The following is a 14746-nucleotide window of genomic DNA, read 5'->3' on the forward strand; positions in this document are numbered from 1 at the left end:
CGGGGCGACGGCGGATCACTCCCCGTCGAAGGCCTTCTGCGCCGCGGCGAGATCGAGCTTGACCATCTTCATCATCGCCTCCATCGCGCGGGCGGCCTTGGCCGGGTCCTTGTCCTGGAACATGCGGATCATGGCCGTGGGCGCAATCTGCCACGACACGCCGTAGCGGTCGGTGAGCCAGCCGCACTGCACCGGCTCGCCGCCACCTTCGAGCAGCTTGTCCCAGTAGTTGTCGACCTCGGCCTGCGTCTCGCACTTCACGAACATCGAGATGGCCGGGTTGAACTTGTACTGAGGCCCGCCGTTGAGCACCATGAACTCCTGCCCTTCGAGCTCGAAGGTCGCGGTGAGCAGCGAGCCCTTCTTGGCTGGGTTGACGTCGCCCCAGAGCAGTTTGTCGGTCACGCGTGAGTTCGGGAAGATGGAAGTGTAGAACTTCAACGCGTCTTCGCCGTTGCCGTCGAACCAGAGGCAGGGAACGATCTTCTGCATGGGATCTCCTTTGCTTGAATGATGAACCGGAGGGTTCAGTATCAAAGCGGCAGACGGCCCTTGTCAATCGGCGCAGCGCCCGTCAGCAGGAAGTCCCCATGCGCCGCGCACCTACCAGCGGTAGGTAGCCGTCGCCACCGCCGTACGCGGATAGCCGTAATAGCAATTGCCATAACCACAGTTGGCGATGTAGGTCTTGTTGGTGAGGTTGCGCAGGTTCAGCGCCAGGCTCCAGCGGTCGATGTCGTAGCCGACCATGGCGTCGAACACCGTGGACGCGGGCACCTTGCTCGGCCAAGTGGCTTCGCCGTCGCCGTAGTTCGAGCCGGTGTAGCGCGCACCCAGCCCGACCTTCACGCCGTTGGCGAAGCGGTAGTCCGCCCACACCGACAGCCGGTGGCGCGGCACGGCCGTGGCCTGCTTGCCGATCTCGCTCGGGTTGCTGCTGGCCGTGACGATGGCCCTGGGCGTGTAGCTGTACGAGGCCGTGAGGTTCATGCGCGATGCGATCTCGGCCGTGGCTTCGAGCTCCAGGCCGCGCACCGAGATCTCGCCCGTCTGCTTGGGCATGAAATTGCCGTCGTAGCTGATGTAGTTCTTGCGCCGCAGATCGAAGACTGCCGCGCTGTACATCGCCTTGCTGCCCACCGGCTGGTAGCGCACGCCCGCCTCAACCTGCTTGCCGCTTTCCGGCTTGAACGGGTCGCCCGACACGGGGTCGATGGTGGCGGTCGGCGCGAACGACTCCGAATAGCTCACGTACGGCGCCCAGCCGCTCGGATGCAGGTAGACCAGGCCAGCCCGGCTGGTGAACTTGTGGTCGCGGATGCGCTGGCGCGAGCCGTCGATGCGGCTGTCCACGGTGCTGTCGGCGCGGTCGTAGCGCCCGCCCAGCGTCAGCGTCCAGCGGTCGCCCCACTTGATCTGGTCCTGCAGGTAGACGCCGGTTTGCGTGAGCCGGGTGATGCCGTTGAAGTACGGGGCTGGCAATTCGATCGGCCCGCCGTACACCGGCGCGTAGATGTTCAGCGGCGAGGCGCTGCCGCCGCTGAAGGTGACCTGGTCGATGCGGGTGCGCTGGTAGTCCAGCCCGACCAGCACCTTGTGCTGCGTCTCGCCCACTCGGAAGTCAGCCTGCGCCTGGTTGTCGAGCGCCACCGCGCCGATGTTCTCGCTGCTGCCGAACACGCTGCGCGACATCAGCTGAAAGTTGGCCGGGTCGGTCGGGACATCAGGGTTCAGCGTGCTAAAGCCGGACAGCTGCGTGCCCTTGTAGTCGAGCTTCTGGTGCGCGTAGCGCGCGTTCTGCCGCACCGTCCAGGTGTCGTTGATACGGTGCTCGAACTGGTAGCCGACCATCTCCTGGTCCTGGTTGAAGCGGTCGAAGCCGGGCTCGCCCACGAAGAGCTTCGAGGGAATGTAGGTGCCGATCGCGGTCGGGTCGAGCGAGCCGATCTGTGGCCGCGCACGGGTGTAGACACCGCTGCGCGTCCGGCTGAACTGAGACAGCAAGGTCAGCGTAGTGTCGCTCGACGGCTTCCATGTGAGCGACGGCGCGATGTAGGTGCGGTCGTCGGCCTCTTTCGCCGCCGGCAGTTGGGCGTCGCGCAGCAAACCGGTGATGCGGTAGAGCACCTTGCCGTCGGCGTCCAGCGCGCCCGAAAAATCGCCCGCGACCTGGCGGCGCGCGTGGTCGCCGACCTGCAGTTGCAACTCGCGCACGGGCTCCGCCGTCGGGCGCTTGCTGACCACATTCACCACCCCGCCGGGGCCGCTCATGCCGTACAGCACCGACGAAGGACCGCGCAGCAGTTCGATGCGCTCGGCGCCATAGTTTTCGGTGCGCCACACGCCCCAGGTGCTGTTGTTGCGCAACGGCAGGCCGTCGAGGTAGAAGCCCGGCGAATAGGCGTCGAAGCCGCGCAGCGAGATCCAGTCATAGCGCGAGTCGGCGCCGTAGGTGGTGGTCGACACGCCCGGCGTGTAGCCCAGCGCGTCCTTCAGGTTGGTGGCGCCGATGGCCTCGATGCGGTCGGCCGTTACCACCGAGATCGACTGCGGCGTCTCGATGATCGGCGTGTCGGTCTTCGTGCCGGTGGCACTGCGCTTGGCCACGTAGCCTTGCACGCGGCTTGTGGCGCTCTCTTCGCTGTCAGCCACCACCGTCACCGCCGGCAGCGTGGAAGAACTCGACGCGGGCGCGGTCTTGATCACCGCGGCGTTGCCTTCCATCGTCACCGCCAGGCCGCTGCCGGCCAGCAGCCGGTCTAGCGCCTGCCGCGGCGTCAGGCTGCCCGCGACGGCGGGCGCAGTCTTGCCGGCCACCAGGCTCTGCTGCACGACCAGTTGGATGCGGGTCTGCCGCGCCCAGTCGTTCAGCGCCTCGGCCAAAGGCTGCGCCGCGATGCTGATCTGCTGCGGCGCCCCCTGTGTCTGGGCCAGCAGCGGCGAGTGCGCCAGTGCGAGCGCAATGGCCAGGGCCAGCGGCGCCGGCGTCATCTTCAAGCGGTTCGTCATCCGAAATCTTCCAGGTAGTGAATACAAATGGTTCCTATCTGGGCTGACGCACGAACCGCCGGAATTACCGTAGTGCCGGCAAAAAAATCTTTCTCTTTCTTCTAGGGGGCAGGCAGGATTTCCGCGACCGGGCCGGTCTCTTTCAGGCGCACGGGCAAGGCACTCGCCAGGGCGCGCCGCAGCGTGCGCGCGTCCCGCGGATCGAAGGTGCCGCTCAGGCGTAGCGCCGCCACGGCCGGCTCGTTCACCACCAGGCCGGTGCTGCCGTAGCGCTCCAGTTCGGCCAGCGCGCGCGACAGCGGTGTGTCGACAAAGCTCAGGCGATGCTCCCGCCACGGCGCGATGCCTTCACTCGGAACGACCGCCACGGCCGACAGCACGCCCCGTGCGTCGCTCTCCACCTGCTGGCCCGCGGTGAGAAAGAGCTCGCCGCCCTGCGCGCCCGGTGGCCTGCGCGTGACTCGCACCTTGCCCTCTTCCACCGACACCCTCGCCCCATCGGCGCCCTGCATGCCGGGCGTGTGTCGCACCGCGAAGCGCGTGCCGACCACCCGCACCTGCAGCGGCCCGGCCAGCACATCGAAGGGGCGGCTCGCATCGGACTGCACCGCGAAGACCGCCTGCCCGTCGATCAGCGTCACCTCGCGGCGGTCGCGGAAAAGGCGTACCTCCAGCCGGGTCGCGGTGTCCAGCCGCAGCCGGGAGCCGTCGGGCAAAGGCGCTTCGAGCTGCTGCCCGCGCCGTGTGGCAAAGGCCTGCTCGAACACGGGTTGGGCCTGGATGTGGCTCCACCCGAGGTAACCGGCGCCGACCGCCATGCCCGTGGCGGCCAGCGCGAAAGCCGGCCGCAGGAAACCGCGACGCGTAGGGGCCGACCGGTTGCCCTCGAAGCCGCTGCGCCAGGCCGCGACCGTCTCCGGCGATATCGCGTCGAAGGCCTGCCAGCGCGATTCCCATTGGCGGTAGGCCTCACCATGCCGCGCGTCTGCGTCGAGCCAGGCCTGGAACTCGCGCTCGTCCGACGCGCGCCATTCCTCATGATTGCGGCGGACGAACCATTCCAGCACGTCCTGTCGCAGGCGCGTTGCGTCTTCTGGCGTTGGCAGTGGTTGGGTCATGGCTCGGCGAGCGTTCCTATGGATGTAGACGCGCGAGCGGGGCCAAACCCCGTAGTCGTGGTGCTTGCCGCGCGTTCTCTCTTCTTATTCATGGCCACTGGTGCGCTCCAGGCACGCCCAGCACGCCTCCATCGCGATGCGCAATTGCATCTCGACTGTGCGCACCGAAATGCCCATGCGCTCGGCCACTTCGGCATACGAGAGGCCGTCGAACTTGTAGAGCACGAAGGCCTCCCTGCAGCGCGGGGGTAGCCGGTCGATGGTCTCGACCATGGCCGCCAGGCCCTGGCCGGAAGACAGGATGGTGTCGGGCTCGAAGGTTTCCGGTCCGATGCAGTCGTCGAGTTCGACCGGCTCTTCGTCCGGCGCCGCCGTGTCGCCGCCCGCGCGCACGCTGGTGCGGCGGTGGTGATCGGTCACCAGGTTGCGGGCCGTGCGGTAGAGCAGCGCACGCGGATCGCGCACCACGCTGCCCGTGCGCTGCGCCTCGTACACCCGCGCGTAACTCTCCTGCGCCAGGTCGGCCGCGGTGGCGCGGTCGGACACCTTGCGGGAAAGAAAGCTCAGCAGCTCGCGGTAATAGCGTTCGAACACAGGCGCACCACAGCCGGAAAAGGGAGGTCGAAGTCCAGGAGCAGGTTGGCTTCGACACGGCGTGGCTTACCTGATGCGATCAGAAAACGGGAAGCGGCGATTATCTGCGGCTTCCCGGCTGCCCAGCCAAAGGGCGCAAAAGGCGTCAGGCGATGCGGTAGAAGCCCTGGTCGGAGCGCACGCCCGCATTCTTCGTGAACGCGACCGGATCGAAGCCTTCCTCGGCGAACTTCCTCTTCACGAATTCGGCGGCCGAGGCCACGGCCTGCTCGCTTGCCCACTCGACCAGCGTCACCACGTTGAACTCGCCGCTGCCGCCGGTCTGGTCCAGCACGTAGGTGCGCTGGCAGCCCGGCCAGGTGCGCAGCGTCTGCTGGATGCGCTGCATCTGGGCGATGAACTCGTGGCGAGCTTCGGCGGGCACGACAAACTTGTCGATGCGAAATACGGGACCGGATTGGAGGGCGATGGCATCGTTCGGCATGAAGCGGGTTCCTTGGTGAGAAAAATGCGCACAGGACCTGCGCGCTGAAAGTTATTCTCAAACCTCAAGTAAAGTTGAGGTCAAGAGGTTTTTCTCCACATGAACGACGCACTGCAAAAGGCCGGCATCTCCCCCACGCTCACCGTCGGCGAGGTCGCGCGCCGCAGCGGCGTCACGGTGTCCACCCTGCATTTCTACGAGGCGCAGGGCCTGATCGACAGCACCCGTACTGCGGGCAACCAGCGGCGCTATCCGCGCACGGTGCTGCGGCGCGTGGCCTTCGTGCGGGTAGCGCAAAGGGTAGGCATTTCGCTTGCCGACATTGGCAGGGCGCTGGCTACCCTCCCCGCGTCCGCCGCGCCCAGCCGCGAAGACTGGGCCCGCCTGTCGGCCTCGTGGCGCGCCGAGCTGGATGAGCGCATGGCGCAGCTGCAGAAACTGCGCGACACGCTCGACGACTGCATCGGCTGCGGCTGCCTGTCGATCGACCGGTGCAAGCTGCGCAATCCGCTGGACCGGCTGGGCGCCGAGGGCCAAGGGCCGCAACGCTTGCTGGTGAGGCGCAGCGCCTAGAAACCGTAGAGCGCCGCCGGGTTGTCCACCAGAATGCGCCGCCGCGTGTCGTCGCTGGTTGCCCAGGAAAACAGCAGGTCGTACAGCGGCGCGCTTTCGGGCCTGGGGTTGCGCCCCGGGTGCGGCCAGTTGCTGGCCCAGAGGCAGCGCTCGGGAAACTTCTCGGCCAGCGTGCGGGCCAGCAGGCTCACGTCGTCGTAGCCGGGCGCGCCGGTCTTCGAGGTCTCGTAGGGCGCCGAAAGCTTGATCCACACGCGCCCCGAATCGAGCACGCGCAGCAGCGACTGGAACGACGGATGGTCCGGCGCCACCGGCTCCAGGAACTTGCCGTTGTGGTCCAGCACCAGCCGGCACGGCAGGCGCTTGAGCACTGCTTCGTGCTCGGGCATCGTGCGGCCGTCAAGCTGCAGGTTGACCATCCAGTCGGCATTGGCCAGCCGTGCGGCCATCGGTTCGAGCGACGCCCAGCTCAGCACGCCGCCGATCATCATGTAGCGCACGCCGCGCATGCCGCCTGCGTGCAGGCGCGCGATCTCGGCATCGGCCACGTCGGGCGCTACCAGCGCAATGCCGCGCGCTGCATTGCCGAACTGGGCCAGCGCATCGAGCGTGCAACTGTTGTCGAAGCCGTAGCCCGTGGGCTGCACGACCACGGCGCGGTCGATGCCCAACAGCTGCTGCACCTGTTCGCGGTAAGCCGACACGGGCGAATGGGGCGGCACCCATGCGACGTTCGGAATCAGCGGGAAGCGGTCTTCGTAGATGTGGACGTGGCAGTCGCATGCGTCGGCGTAGCGCGCATTCCGGGTCGGTTCCATGGGGCTCTCTTTGCGGGATGTGTGAGTCGGACGTTCAGGCGCGCGCACCAAAGGCCTGCTGCCAGCGATAAGCCTCGGCCGCGTTCACTGCGCCCTTTGGCGCCCTGCCCTGGAAGATTTCGGCCAGCTGCGACACGGTTTCCATCGCCTGGTGCTCGACGGCCGCCGGCGTGAGTCCACCGATATGCGGCGTGGCAATCACACGCGGGTGAGTCGCCACGCGCGTCGACGGCATCTGGTCGGGCGCGCGGCCCACGTCCACAGCGCATCCCGCGATCGTGCCGGCATCGAGCGCGGCAAGCAGCGCGTCTTCATCCACCAGATTGCCGCGCGATGCATTGATGAAGAAGGCGTGCGGCTGCATCGCGGCGAAGGTCGTGGCATTCATCATGTTTTCGGTCGCCTCGGTGGCCGCCGCGAGGCAGACCACGAAGTCCGACTGCGCCAGCAGCGCGTCGAGCTCCACCTGCGCGAACTCGGCCCTGCCTGTCGCGGTGTACGGATCGTGCACAACGATGCGCATGCCCAACGCCAGCGCGACATCGCACAGGTAACGGCTGATCTGCCCGTAGCCGATCACGCCCAGCGTGCTGCCGCGCAACTCGCGCCCCATCGCCGGCACCACGGGCCGGACTGCGTGATAGCCCTCGGCCGAGGCGCTGATGTGCCGACCCAGGTCGATCATCACGCCCACGATCCACTCCGACACCGAGGGGATGAACCCCGCGCTCGCCTGCGTCACCAGCACGCCGTGCCGGCTGGCCGAAGCCACGTCGATGTTGCGGATGTCGATGGCGCAGCGCACGAAGGCCTTGAGCTGCGGCAGCGCGGCGAACAGCGCCTCGTCGCCCACCGTCTGGCGATAGGAAATGATGGCGTCGCAGTCCCGCGCCAGTTCGGCCAGTTCGCGCGACGAGAGACCGGTGTCCGTGGGGTTGAAGCGCACCTGCGCGATGGCCCGCAAGGCGGCCGTGGCGCGGTCGCCGAAGTAGTGAGCGAGCTTGCTTTGCGGATGGCTGACGAAAACCGTGGTCATGAAAAAAGACTTCTGCTCAGGGAAAGAAAAGAACTAGCCGCGCGGCGGCGCCACCGATTCGCGCGCCACCAGCGTGGGCGCGAAAACGAACTCCTGCGTCGAGATCGACGGGTCCGACAGCCGGCTCATCACCCGCTCGACCATCACCTGCGCCATCTCGGGCACCGGCACGCGCACCGAGGTCATCGCGGGGTGCATCAGCGTCGAGAGAAACACGTTGTCGATGCCGATGACCGACACGTCCTGCGGCACCGCCAGGCCCGCATCGCGAAAACCCGCCATCAGGCCGAAGGCCAGCAGGTCGTTCACGCCGATCACGCCGGTCGGGCGATCCTTCGACTTCGCGATGAGCCCAGCCTGCATGCGACCCAGCTCGCTCATCATCGAATCTCCGTATTCGTCGACCGGCATGCCCTCGATGACCTGCGCGCTGCCCTCGAGGCCCGCGCTCTTCGCAGCTGCCAGGAAGCCATTGATCTTCTCGCTGCGGCTCATGGTGCGGCCCGACGGGGTGACGAAGGCCAGCCGGCGGTGCCCCTGCTCGATCAGGTGCTGCGTGGCGATGCGCGACGACTCGAAGCTGTCGACCGTCACGTGGTCGATCACCGAGGCCCCACCCGATGCAGCGGGCGTGGCGCGCCGGTCGTAGCTGACCACCACCAGCCCGCGCTCGGCGGCCGCTTCCACGTGCTGCTCGTCGACCAGCGACGAGATGATGATCACGCCGCGCACGCCATGCGCCATCAGGTCCTCGAAGAAATGCGCTTCCTTGGCGGCGTCGCGGTAGGTGTTGCCGATCATGATGCGAAAGCCGTAGCGCTCCTGCGCCAGCGTTTCCACCTCGCGGGCGATGAAGCCGTACATCGGGTTGGCCATCGACGGCACCAGCAGCCCGATCAGCGGCGTGTACCCCGTCTTGAGTTGCCGCGCCGAGGTGTTGGGCCGGTACTTGAGCTCGCGGATGGCGGTCTCGACGCGCGCCAGCGTCTCCTTGGCCATGCGGTCGCTGCGCCCGTTCAACACGTTCGACACGGTGCTGGTCGACACCCCCGCCCGCTGGGCGACATCGCTGATTCTGCTCACGGCATCCTTCCTGTTGTCTCTGGTCTTTGTCTTGTCGCGGTCCGTTCACATCCCCATGCGCAGCGGCAGCCACGTGGAGAAGGCCGGCACCAACACCAGCACCACGAGGGTAACGAACAAGACGGCCAGGTATTTCATCATCGGCCGCGCCACGTCCTTCACCTGCGTGCCGGTGATCGCGCAGGTGGCGAACAGGCCCAGCCCGACCGGCGGCGCGAACAGCCCGAAGCCCATGGCAATGACCATCACCGTGCCGAAGTGCAATGGGTTCACGCCCAGCTGCGAGGCAATGGGCGTGAGCAGCGGCCCGAAGATGATGAGCGCCGGCGCGCCCTCGAGAATGGCGCCGAACACGATCATGATGAGCACCGACAACATCACGAACATCGTGCTGCCGTAGGAATGCGCAAAGCCGATCATGAACTCCGACAGGTACTGCGGAATCTGCTGGATCGTGAGCGCGAACGACAGGCTCGACGCCGCCGCCACGATGAAGAGAATGCCGCCCGCCATCGACGCCGAGCGCACGAACAGCCGCGCCACCGATTTCACCGTGAGCTCGCGAAAGGCCAGCCAGCCCACCACCAGCGCATAGACCACCGCGAACGAAGACACCTCGGTCGAGGTGGCGATGCCCGAGGTCACGCCCTTGCCGATCATCGCCACCATCACCAGTGCCACCAGCGCGCCGCCCAGCAGGCGAAACATGGGCGTGCGCACGTCGAAGGCCTCGTCGGGGTTGATCTTCGTGCCCACGTAGATGGTCACCGCAGCCAGCGACACCGCCATCACCACCGCCGGCACCAGCCCCGCCATGAACAGCCCGGCGATCGAGATGTTGGCCACGAAGCCCATGATGATCATGTTGATGCAGGGCGGAATGGTCTCGGCCATCACCGCGGTGCAGGCCAGCAGGCCGGCGGTCTCGTTCGGGTCCTGCCGGGTCTTGCGCACGGCCGGCATGATGATGCCGCCCACCGCCGCGATGTCGGCCAGCTTGGAGCCCGACACGCCCGAGAAGAAGGCCGTGGCCGTGATGGTGATGAGCCCCAGCCCGCCGCGCAGCCGCCCGAACATGCGCAGCAGCAGTTCGATGAGCCGCGACGACATGCCGTTGGCCTCCATCAGCAGGCCCGCCAGCACGAAGAACGGAATGGCCAGCAGCACGTAGTGGTCGGTGCCCGCCATCACCTGCTGCGAATACACCAGCATGGGCAGCGACGGATCGGCCATGAAGAACACCAGCGACGACAGCGCAAGCACAAAGGCAATGGGCATGCCCAGCGCCATGCCGCCGAGAAAGCCCGCCACGAGCAGCGCCCAGGGTGGAATCGCATGCTCGCTCATCAGCGTGTTCCAGCCCACCACCGCCGCCGTCAGCGCCAGCCCCACGCCCAGCGTGGACCACACCACGCGCGAAGGCCCGTTCACCGCATTGGCCAGCCCGAACAGCGTCATGAAAAGGCTGCCGATAGCCACCGGGTACACGTAGATCCACTGCGGCAGGCCGATGGAAGTCGTCATGTTGTACGAATCGAGCAGCAGCTCGCACGACGAGGCGAAGAGGCTCGCCGACACGCCCACGATGATCCAGCTGCCGAGCTGGATCAGCGCCGGCTGCCAGCGCACCGGCAGCATGCCGCGGAACAGGTCCACGCCCACGTGCTGGCTGCGCGCCAGCACTGTGGCCGCGCCAAAGAACACCTGGATCACCATCAGCGCGCGCGCCACCTCCTCCGCCCAGTCGAAGGGGTCGTGCAGAAAGTACCGGAAGATGACCGAGACGAAGACGACCACCACGTCGATGGCCAGCACCACGCCGGCCACGTACTCGGTCATGCGCATCAGCCAGGCGAGCCAGCGGCCTGCGGCGTGGCTGGCATCGAAGCCAAGCGCGGGTTGCAACGGAAGCGACATGCTCGACATGGAGCTTCAGGCCCGAGCGCCGTTGATGGCGGCAAACAGCGGCCCCGTCTCCGGGTACTGCTTGGCGAAGCCGGCCCAGAGCTTCGTTTCCATTTCCTTGCGGACCTGGTCGCGCTCGTTCTTTGCCATGGGCGTGAAGGTGATGCCGAGCTTTTTCAGCTCTTCCATCACCTGCTGCGTGCGCTCGTTGCCAATCTGGCGCTGCTGCAGCGTGGAGTCGGCCGCGGCCTTCAGGAAGGCCGGGCGCAACGCGGCTGGCACGCGGTCCATCGCGCGCTTGCCGGCCACGCAGACCATCGGGCTGAACAGGTGCTCGGTCATCCAGCAGTGCTTGACCACCTCGTTGAGCTTGTTGGCCAGCACCGTGCCCGCGTCGTGCTCGAAGCCGTCGACCACGCCGGTTTGCGCCGCCATGTAGAGCTCGCCGAAGGAAATCGGCGTGGGGATCGCGCCCATGATCTTGAAAGTCTCGATGAAGGCTGGCGTGGGCAGCACCCGCAGCTTCACGTTCTTGATGTCGGCCAGCCCCTTCACCGGCTGCTTGGTGTAGACGTTGCGCGCGCCGTAATGCGCTCCCCAGGTGATGATCTGGCAGCCCGTGCTCTTCACCAGCATGTCGTTGAGCTTCGGCCCCACGCCCGCCTCCACCGCACGCGCCACGTGCTCGTAGCTGTCGAACAGGTAGCCCAGGTCGAGCATGCCCAGCTGCGGCGTTACCGTGGCCCAGATCGAAGAGCCCGTGAGCATCATGTCGATGGAGCCCACCTTCACCTGCTGCACCACGTCGCTTTCCTTGCCGAGCTGGTTGTTCGGAAAGTAGTCGATGCGGATCTGCTCGCCCACCGCCTTCTTCAGGTTGGCCTGCATCAGCTGCACCCACGCGAAGTGCGAGGAATTGAGGTCGGCCACGTGGGAAGACGACAGCCGTAGCGCCACGGTTTTTTCCTGTGCGAAGGCGTGCTGCGAGAAACCCGCCGTCGCCGCAGCAAGCGACAAGGCGGACGATGACTGGACGAACCGGCGGCGTGAAAGCGAGGTCATTTTCTTGTCTCCTGGAGGGTTGTCGGGTCGTGCGCCCGTTTTTGGTGGAACGATTTACTGTATCGATACACAAGAATGCCGGCAACGCTCTTCCGATAGGTGTTTTCCTTCGTAAACGAGGTAAAGACCGCGCGCTGCAAAGCAAAAGGCAGAATGGAAAAACCACAGGACGCCGCATGACCACCATCACTTCATCGACACCCGACGCCGCCCGCGCCTATGCCGTCGAAATGCATGGCGAGCAGAGATACGGCCCTCATCCGTACGTGCACCACCTGGACGCCGTGGTCGCCCTGCTCCGGCCTTACGGCGACAAGGCACGCGTCATCGGCTACCTGCACGACGTGGTCGAGGACACCGAGGCCACGGTGGCCGACGTGCGATCACGCTTCGGCGAACTGGTGGCCGCCTGCGTCGCGCTGCTGACCGACGCGCCCGGCGCCAACCGCAAGGAGCGCAAGGCCAAGACCTATGCGGCGCTGGCGAAGGTGACGGGCGACGAAGAACTTGCGCTGGTGGTGAAGGCCGCCGACCGGCTGGCCAATGTGCGGGCATGCGTGGCGGACGGGCATCGCACGCTCTGGGACACGTACCAAGGCGAGCACCCGACCTTCAGGGCCGCCGCGTTCAGGGCTGGGCAATGCGATCCGCTGTGGACGGAGCTCGACAGCCTGCTCTCGCCCGTGCACGCGCCCTAGCCGGGTTCGCACCAGGCTCGCGCGGCGCGCTCATCAGGCGCCGCAATCGCTGCCCAGGTCCGTCTTGCTGCGCGACAGCGGCCGGATGGCATTGCTCCCAGTGGTCAAGGGCTCGACCACCTCTCGGCGGAACGCTTTCAGCGCCTTCGGGGTGTCGGGGTCCGTGCGCGAGGCCTCGATGGCAACGCGCCCTCCCGGCAGGCGCCATTCCTCGACCCTGAGATTCCCCCTCTTCTTGAGCTCGAGTCGTGTCGTCGTGCTTTCGCAAGCCGCGAAGCGGGCTTGCAGCGCTTGGGGAACCGGCGGCGGCGCGCTCGTCGATTGCACGGTGCAACTGCGCGAAAACACGCGCACCGGATCTGCCGCGCTGGTGAACGACACATCGACTTCGTCTTTCGTCTCGTCCTTCGGACCGACCAGCGGACCCACCGGGCACTGGGCGCCTGCAAAGCTGGGAGCCGAAGGCAGCGGCGAGTTGCTGCGCAGCTTGTAAGTCAGCTCGTGGCGCGCCTTGCTCGTGCGCTCCCGCTCGCGAAGGATGGCCCTTGCACCGACAACGCCCGTGGGCGCCTTCACCTCGCTGGCGTAGCGCACCCTGAAGAGGTCCGTTTCGATGTCGTTGTCGCCCGGCGCCAACCGAGCGAGTGCCTCTGCCGCGGTCTTGGGGCCGCCCTGAGATGGATCCCAGCGAATCGCATACTCCGCCTGCGCTGCTGCCGCGCCCGATGCAAAGACGCCGATGCCGCACGCCAGCACCATGACCCATCCGGTTCGTTGCTTCATGACGGTTCCCTCTCCTTGGTGTGCTTCATTCTAGGAAGCAGGTCTTTCCGCCGCATCCCCTGGAAAGAGGATTGCTTGCGCACGCAATCGTCTAGGCGCGGCGAGGGTTCGAGAACTCCATCACCCCATCGTCCACCGCCCCGAAGCGCAGGCTGACAAGGTCGCGCGCGTAGTTCTGATACACCCGCCACGGTGCGCGCGAACCCTGCTTCGGAAACCTGCCCACCGCGCGCTGCACATAGCCCGACGAGAAATCGAGCCAGGGTTCGGGCGCCAGCGTGGGGTCGGAGTTGCGCGGCGTACATTGGGTCCAGCCGTGCCTCTCCATGTGATTGAGCACCCGGCAGACATACGCGCAGGTCAGGTCGCTCTTGAGCGTCCACGAGGCGTTCGTGTAGCCGAACGACGAGGCCAGGTTGGGCATGTCGCTGAACATCATTCCCTTGTAGTTGAAGGTCGCGGCCGGGTCCACGCGGCGGCCGTCCACGTCGAGCTGCACGCCGCCGAGCACCTGCAGTTCGAGGCCGGTGGCGGTGACGACCACGTCGGCCTCCAACTCAGCGCCCGACTTCAGCCGGATGCCGCCCGGCGTGAAGGTGTCGATCTGGTCCGTGACCATCGAGGCACACCCTGCGTTGAGGGCCGCGAACAGGTCGCCGTCGGGCACGAGGCAGATGCGCTGGTCCCACGGGTTGTAGCGCGGCGTGAAGTGCGTGGCGATGTCGTAGTCGGGGCCGAGAGCCTGCCGCACGCCGCCAAGAATCATCCGCTTCGCGCGGTCCGGCTTGCGCCGCGCGAGGCGGAAGAAGTACATGGCCAGCAGCACGTTCTTCCAGCGCGTGAGGCCATAGGCCAGCTTGTCCGGTAGAAAGCGCCGCAGCCCGTGCGCGATGGGGTCTTGCGCCGGCCGCGCGACAACGTAGGTGGGCGAGCGCTGCAGCAGTACGACATGCGCGGCCATCTTTGCCAAGGCCGGCACCAGCGTCATCGCGGTCGCGCCGCTGCCGATCACAACCACCCGCTTGCCGCTGCAGTCGAGGTCTTCGGGCCAGTGCTGCGGATGGACGACGCGGCCCGTGTAGTCGCCGATGCCCGCAAACTCGGGCGTGTAGCCGGCTTCGTAACTGTAGTAGCCGCTGCACAAGAAGAGAAAGCTGCAGCGCATGCGCAGCGGAAGACGCTCGGGGCCATGCTCGACATCAACGCTCCAGCACGCATCGGGCGTCGACCAAGAAGCGTGCACCACGCGATGGTTGAAGCGGATCTTTCGGTCGATGCCATGCTGCGCCGCCGTCTCGCGCAGGTAGTTCAGGATCGTGGGCCCATCGGCAATCGACTTCGCGTTCGTCCACGGCCGGAACGAATAGCCCAGCGTGTACATGTCGGAATCCGAACGCACGCCCGGATAGCGGAACAGGTCCCACGTGCCGCCGCTGCGCTCGCGCCCTTCGAGAATCGCGTAGCTGCGACCCGGGCAGTTCGCCTGCAGGTGGTAGCCGGCGCCAATGCCCGAGAGGCCGGCGCCGACGATCAGGACATCGACGTGCTGCACCTGCTGTCGCACTTCTTCCTGCATCGACTTG

At 66.6% G+C, this 14746-nt stretch carries 14 protein-coding genes; 2 read left to right on the plus strand and 12 right to left on the minus strand.

The window, feature by feature from the left end; genetic code table 11:
• Nucleotides 1-15: 15 nt before the first annotated feature.
• From ACSFCA_RS00265 to ACSFCA_RS00285, 5 genes are all read right to left on the minus strand, one after another.
• Nucleotides 16-492, minus strand: coding sequence for a VOC family protein (locus ACSFCA_RS00265; RefSeq protein ID WP_093056827.1), 477 nt, complete (start codon nt 490-492; stop codon nt 16-18).
• A 111-nt stretch (nt 493-603) separates the two neighbouring features.
• Nucleotides 604-3009: a TonB-dependent siderophore receptor gene (locus tag ACSFCA_RS00270; protein WP_435458241.1), complete on the minus strand. Its 2406-nt coding sequence runs from the start codon at nt 3007-3009 to the stop codon at nt 604-606.
• 101 nt (nt 3010-3110) lie between these two features.
• On the minus strand, nt 3111-4127 hold the full coding sequence (locus ACSFCA_RS00275; protein WP_435458242.1) for a FecR family protein: 1017 nt from the start codon (nt 4125-4127) through the stop codon (nt 3111-3113).
• A gap of 84 nt (nt 4128-4211) precedes the next feature.
• On the minus strand, nt 4212-4721 hold the full coding sequence (locus ACSFCA_RS00280) for a sigma-70 family RNA polymerase sigma factor (protein WP_435458243.1): 510 nt from the start codon (nt 4719-4721) through the stop codon (nt 4212-4214).
• 145 nt (nt 4722-4866) lie between these two features.
• Nucleotides 4867-5205, minus strand: a complete 339-nt coding sequence (locus ACSFCA_RS00285; protein ID WP_435458244.1) for an antibiotic biosynthesis monooxygenase — start codon at nt 5203-5205, stop codon at nt 4867-4869.
• A gap of 99 nt (nt 5206-5304) precedes the next feature.
• On the opposite strand from ACSFCA_RS00285, the gene soxR reads away from it, so the two are divergent.
• Nucleotides 5305-5778 carry a redox-sensitive transcriptional activator SoxR gene (gene soxR / locus ACSFCA_RS00290; protein ID WP_435458245.1) on the plus strand — a complete coding sequence of 158 codons (474 nt, stop codon included), beginning with the start codon at nt 5305-5307 and terminating at the stop codon, nt 5776-5778.
• Here the strand turns inward: soxR and ACSFCA_RS00295 are convergent.
• Genes ACSFCA_RS00295 through ACSFCA_RS00315 form a run of 5 tightly spaced genes read right to left on the minus strand, consistent with a single transcriptional unit; the run spans nt 5775 to nt 11682 of the window.
• The gene (locus ACSFCA_RS00295; protein WP_435458246.1) at nt 5775-6596 is read right to left on the minus strand and encodes an amidohydrolase family protein; all 822 of its coding nucleotides are present in this window, start codon (nt 6594-6596) and stop codon (nt 5775-5777) included. The two genes, soxR and ACSFCA_RS00295, sit on opposite strands and share 4 nt — an antisense overlap.
• A 34-nt stretch (nt 6597-6630) precedes the next feature.
• Nucleotides 6631-7632: an NAD(P)-dependent oxidoreductase gene (locus ACSFCA_RS00300; RefSeq protein WP_435458247.1), complete on the minus strand. Its 1002-nt coding sequence runs from the start codon at nt 7630-7632 to the stop codon at nt 6631-6633.
• A 33-nt stretch (nt 7633-7665) separates the two neighbouring features.
• Entirely contained in the window at nt 7666-8715 is a 1050-nt protein-coding gene (locus tag ACSFCA_RS00305; protein WP_435458248.1) for a LacI family DNA-binding transcriptional regulator, read from the minus strand.
• Between the two features lie 45 nt (nt 8716-8760).
• Nucleotides 8761-10632: a TRAP transporter large permease gene (locus ACSFCA_RS00310; RefSeq protein ID WP_435458249.1), complete on the minus strand. Its 1872-nt coding sequence runs from the start codon at nt 10630-10632 to the stop codon at nt 8761-8763.
• A 15-nt stretch (nt 10633-10647) separates the two neighbouring features.
• Nucleotides 10648-11682: a TRAP transporter substrate-binding protein gene (locus ACSFCA_RS00315; protein WP_258354641.1), complete on the minus strand. Its 1035-nt coding sequence runs from the start codon at nt 11680-11682 to the stop codon at nt 10648-10650.
• Between the two features lie 176 nt (nt 11683-11858).
• Between ACSFCA_RS00315 and ACSFCA_RS00320 the strand changes: the two genes are divergently transcribed.
• Nucleotides 11859-12380: an HD domain-containing protein gene (locus ACSFCA_RS00320; protein WP_435458250.1), complete on the plus strand. Its 522-nt coding sequence runs from the start codon at nt 11859-11861 to the stop codon at nt 12378-12380.
• 33 nt (nt 12381-12413) lie between these two features.
• Here ACSFCA_RS00320 and ACSFCA_RS00325 read toward each other — a convergent pair whose 3' ends face one another.
• The gene (locus tag ACSFCA_RS00325) at nt 12414-13163 is read right to left on the minus strand and encodes a hypothetical protein (protein WP_435458251.1); all 750 of its coding nucleotides are present in this window, start codon (nt 13161-13163) and stop codon (nt 12414-12416) included.
• 91 nt (nt 13164-13254) lie between these two features.
• Nucleotides 13255-14739, minus strand: coding sequence for a flavin-containing monooxygenase (locus tag ACSFCA_RS00330; protein ID WP_435458252.1), 1485 nt, complete (start codon nt 14737-14739; stop codon nt 13255-13257).
• Nucleotides 14740-14746 lie beyond the last annotated feature (7 nt).

It is taken from the genome of Variovorax multivorans, from assembly GCF_051216835.1.
Lineage (GTDB): Bacteria > Pseudomonadota > Gammaproteobacteria > Burkholderiales > Burkholderiaceae_C > Variovorax.

Excerpts from the sequence above, each read along its gene's own strand:
- ACSFCA_RS00265 (WP_093056827.1), bottom strand. The coding sequence starts at position 492 with ATGCAGAAGATCGTTCCCTGCCTCTGGTTCGACGGCAACGGCGAAGAC.
- ACSFCA_RS00270 (WP_435458241.1), bottom strand. The coding sequence starts at position 3,009 with ATGACGAACCGCTTGAAGATGACGCCGGCGCCGCTGGCCCTGGCCATT.
- ACSFCA_RS00275 (WP_435458242.1), bottom strand. The coding sequence starts at position 4,127 with ATGACCCAACCACTGCCAACGCCAGAAGACGCAACGCGCCTGCGACAG.
- ACSFCA_RS00285 (WP_435458244.1), bottom strand. The coding sequence starts at position 5,205 with ATGCCGAACGATGCCATCGCCCTCCAATCCGGTCCCGTATTTCGCATC.
- soxR (WP_435458245.1), top strand. The coding sequence starts at position 5,305 with ATGAACGACGCACTGCAAAAGGCCGGCATCTCCCCCACGCTCACCGTC.
- ACSFCA_RS00295 (WP_435458246.1), bottom strand. The coding sequence starts at position 6,596 with ATGGAACCGACCCGGAATGCGCGCTACGCCGACGCATGCGACTGCCAC.
- ACSFCA_RS00300 (WP_435458247.1), bottom strand. The coding sequence starts at position 7,632 with ATGACCACGGTTTTCGTCAGCCATCCGCAAAGCAAGCTCGCTCACTAC.
- ACSFCA_RS00310 (WP_435458249.1), bottom strand. The coding sequence starts at position 10,632 with ATGTCGCTTCCGTTGCAACCCGCGCTTGGCTTCGATGCCAGCCACGCC.
- ACSFCA_RS00315 (WP_258354641.1), bottom strand. The coding sequence starts at position 11,682 with ATGACCTCGCTTTCACGCCGCCGGTTCGTCCAGTCATCGTCCGCCTTG.
- ACSFCA_RS00320 (WP_435458250.1), top strand. The coding sequence starts at position 11,859 with ATGACCACCATCACTTCATCGACACCCGACGCCGCCCGCGCCTATGCC.
- ACSFCA_RS00325 (WP_435458251.1), bottom strand. The coding sequence starts at position 13,163 with ATGAAGCAACGAACCGGATGGGTCATGGTGCTGGCGTGCGGCATCGGC.
- ACSFCA_RS00330 (WP_435458252.1), bottom strand. The coding sequence starts at position 14,739 with ATGCAGGAAGAAGTGCGACAGCAGGTGCAGCACGTCGATGTCCTGATC.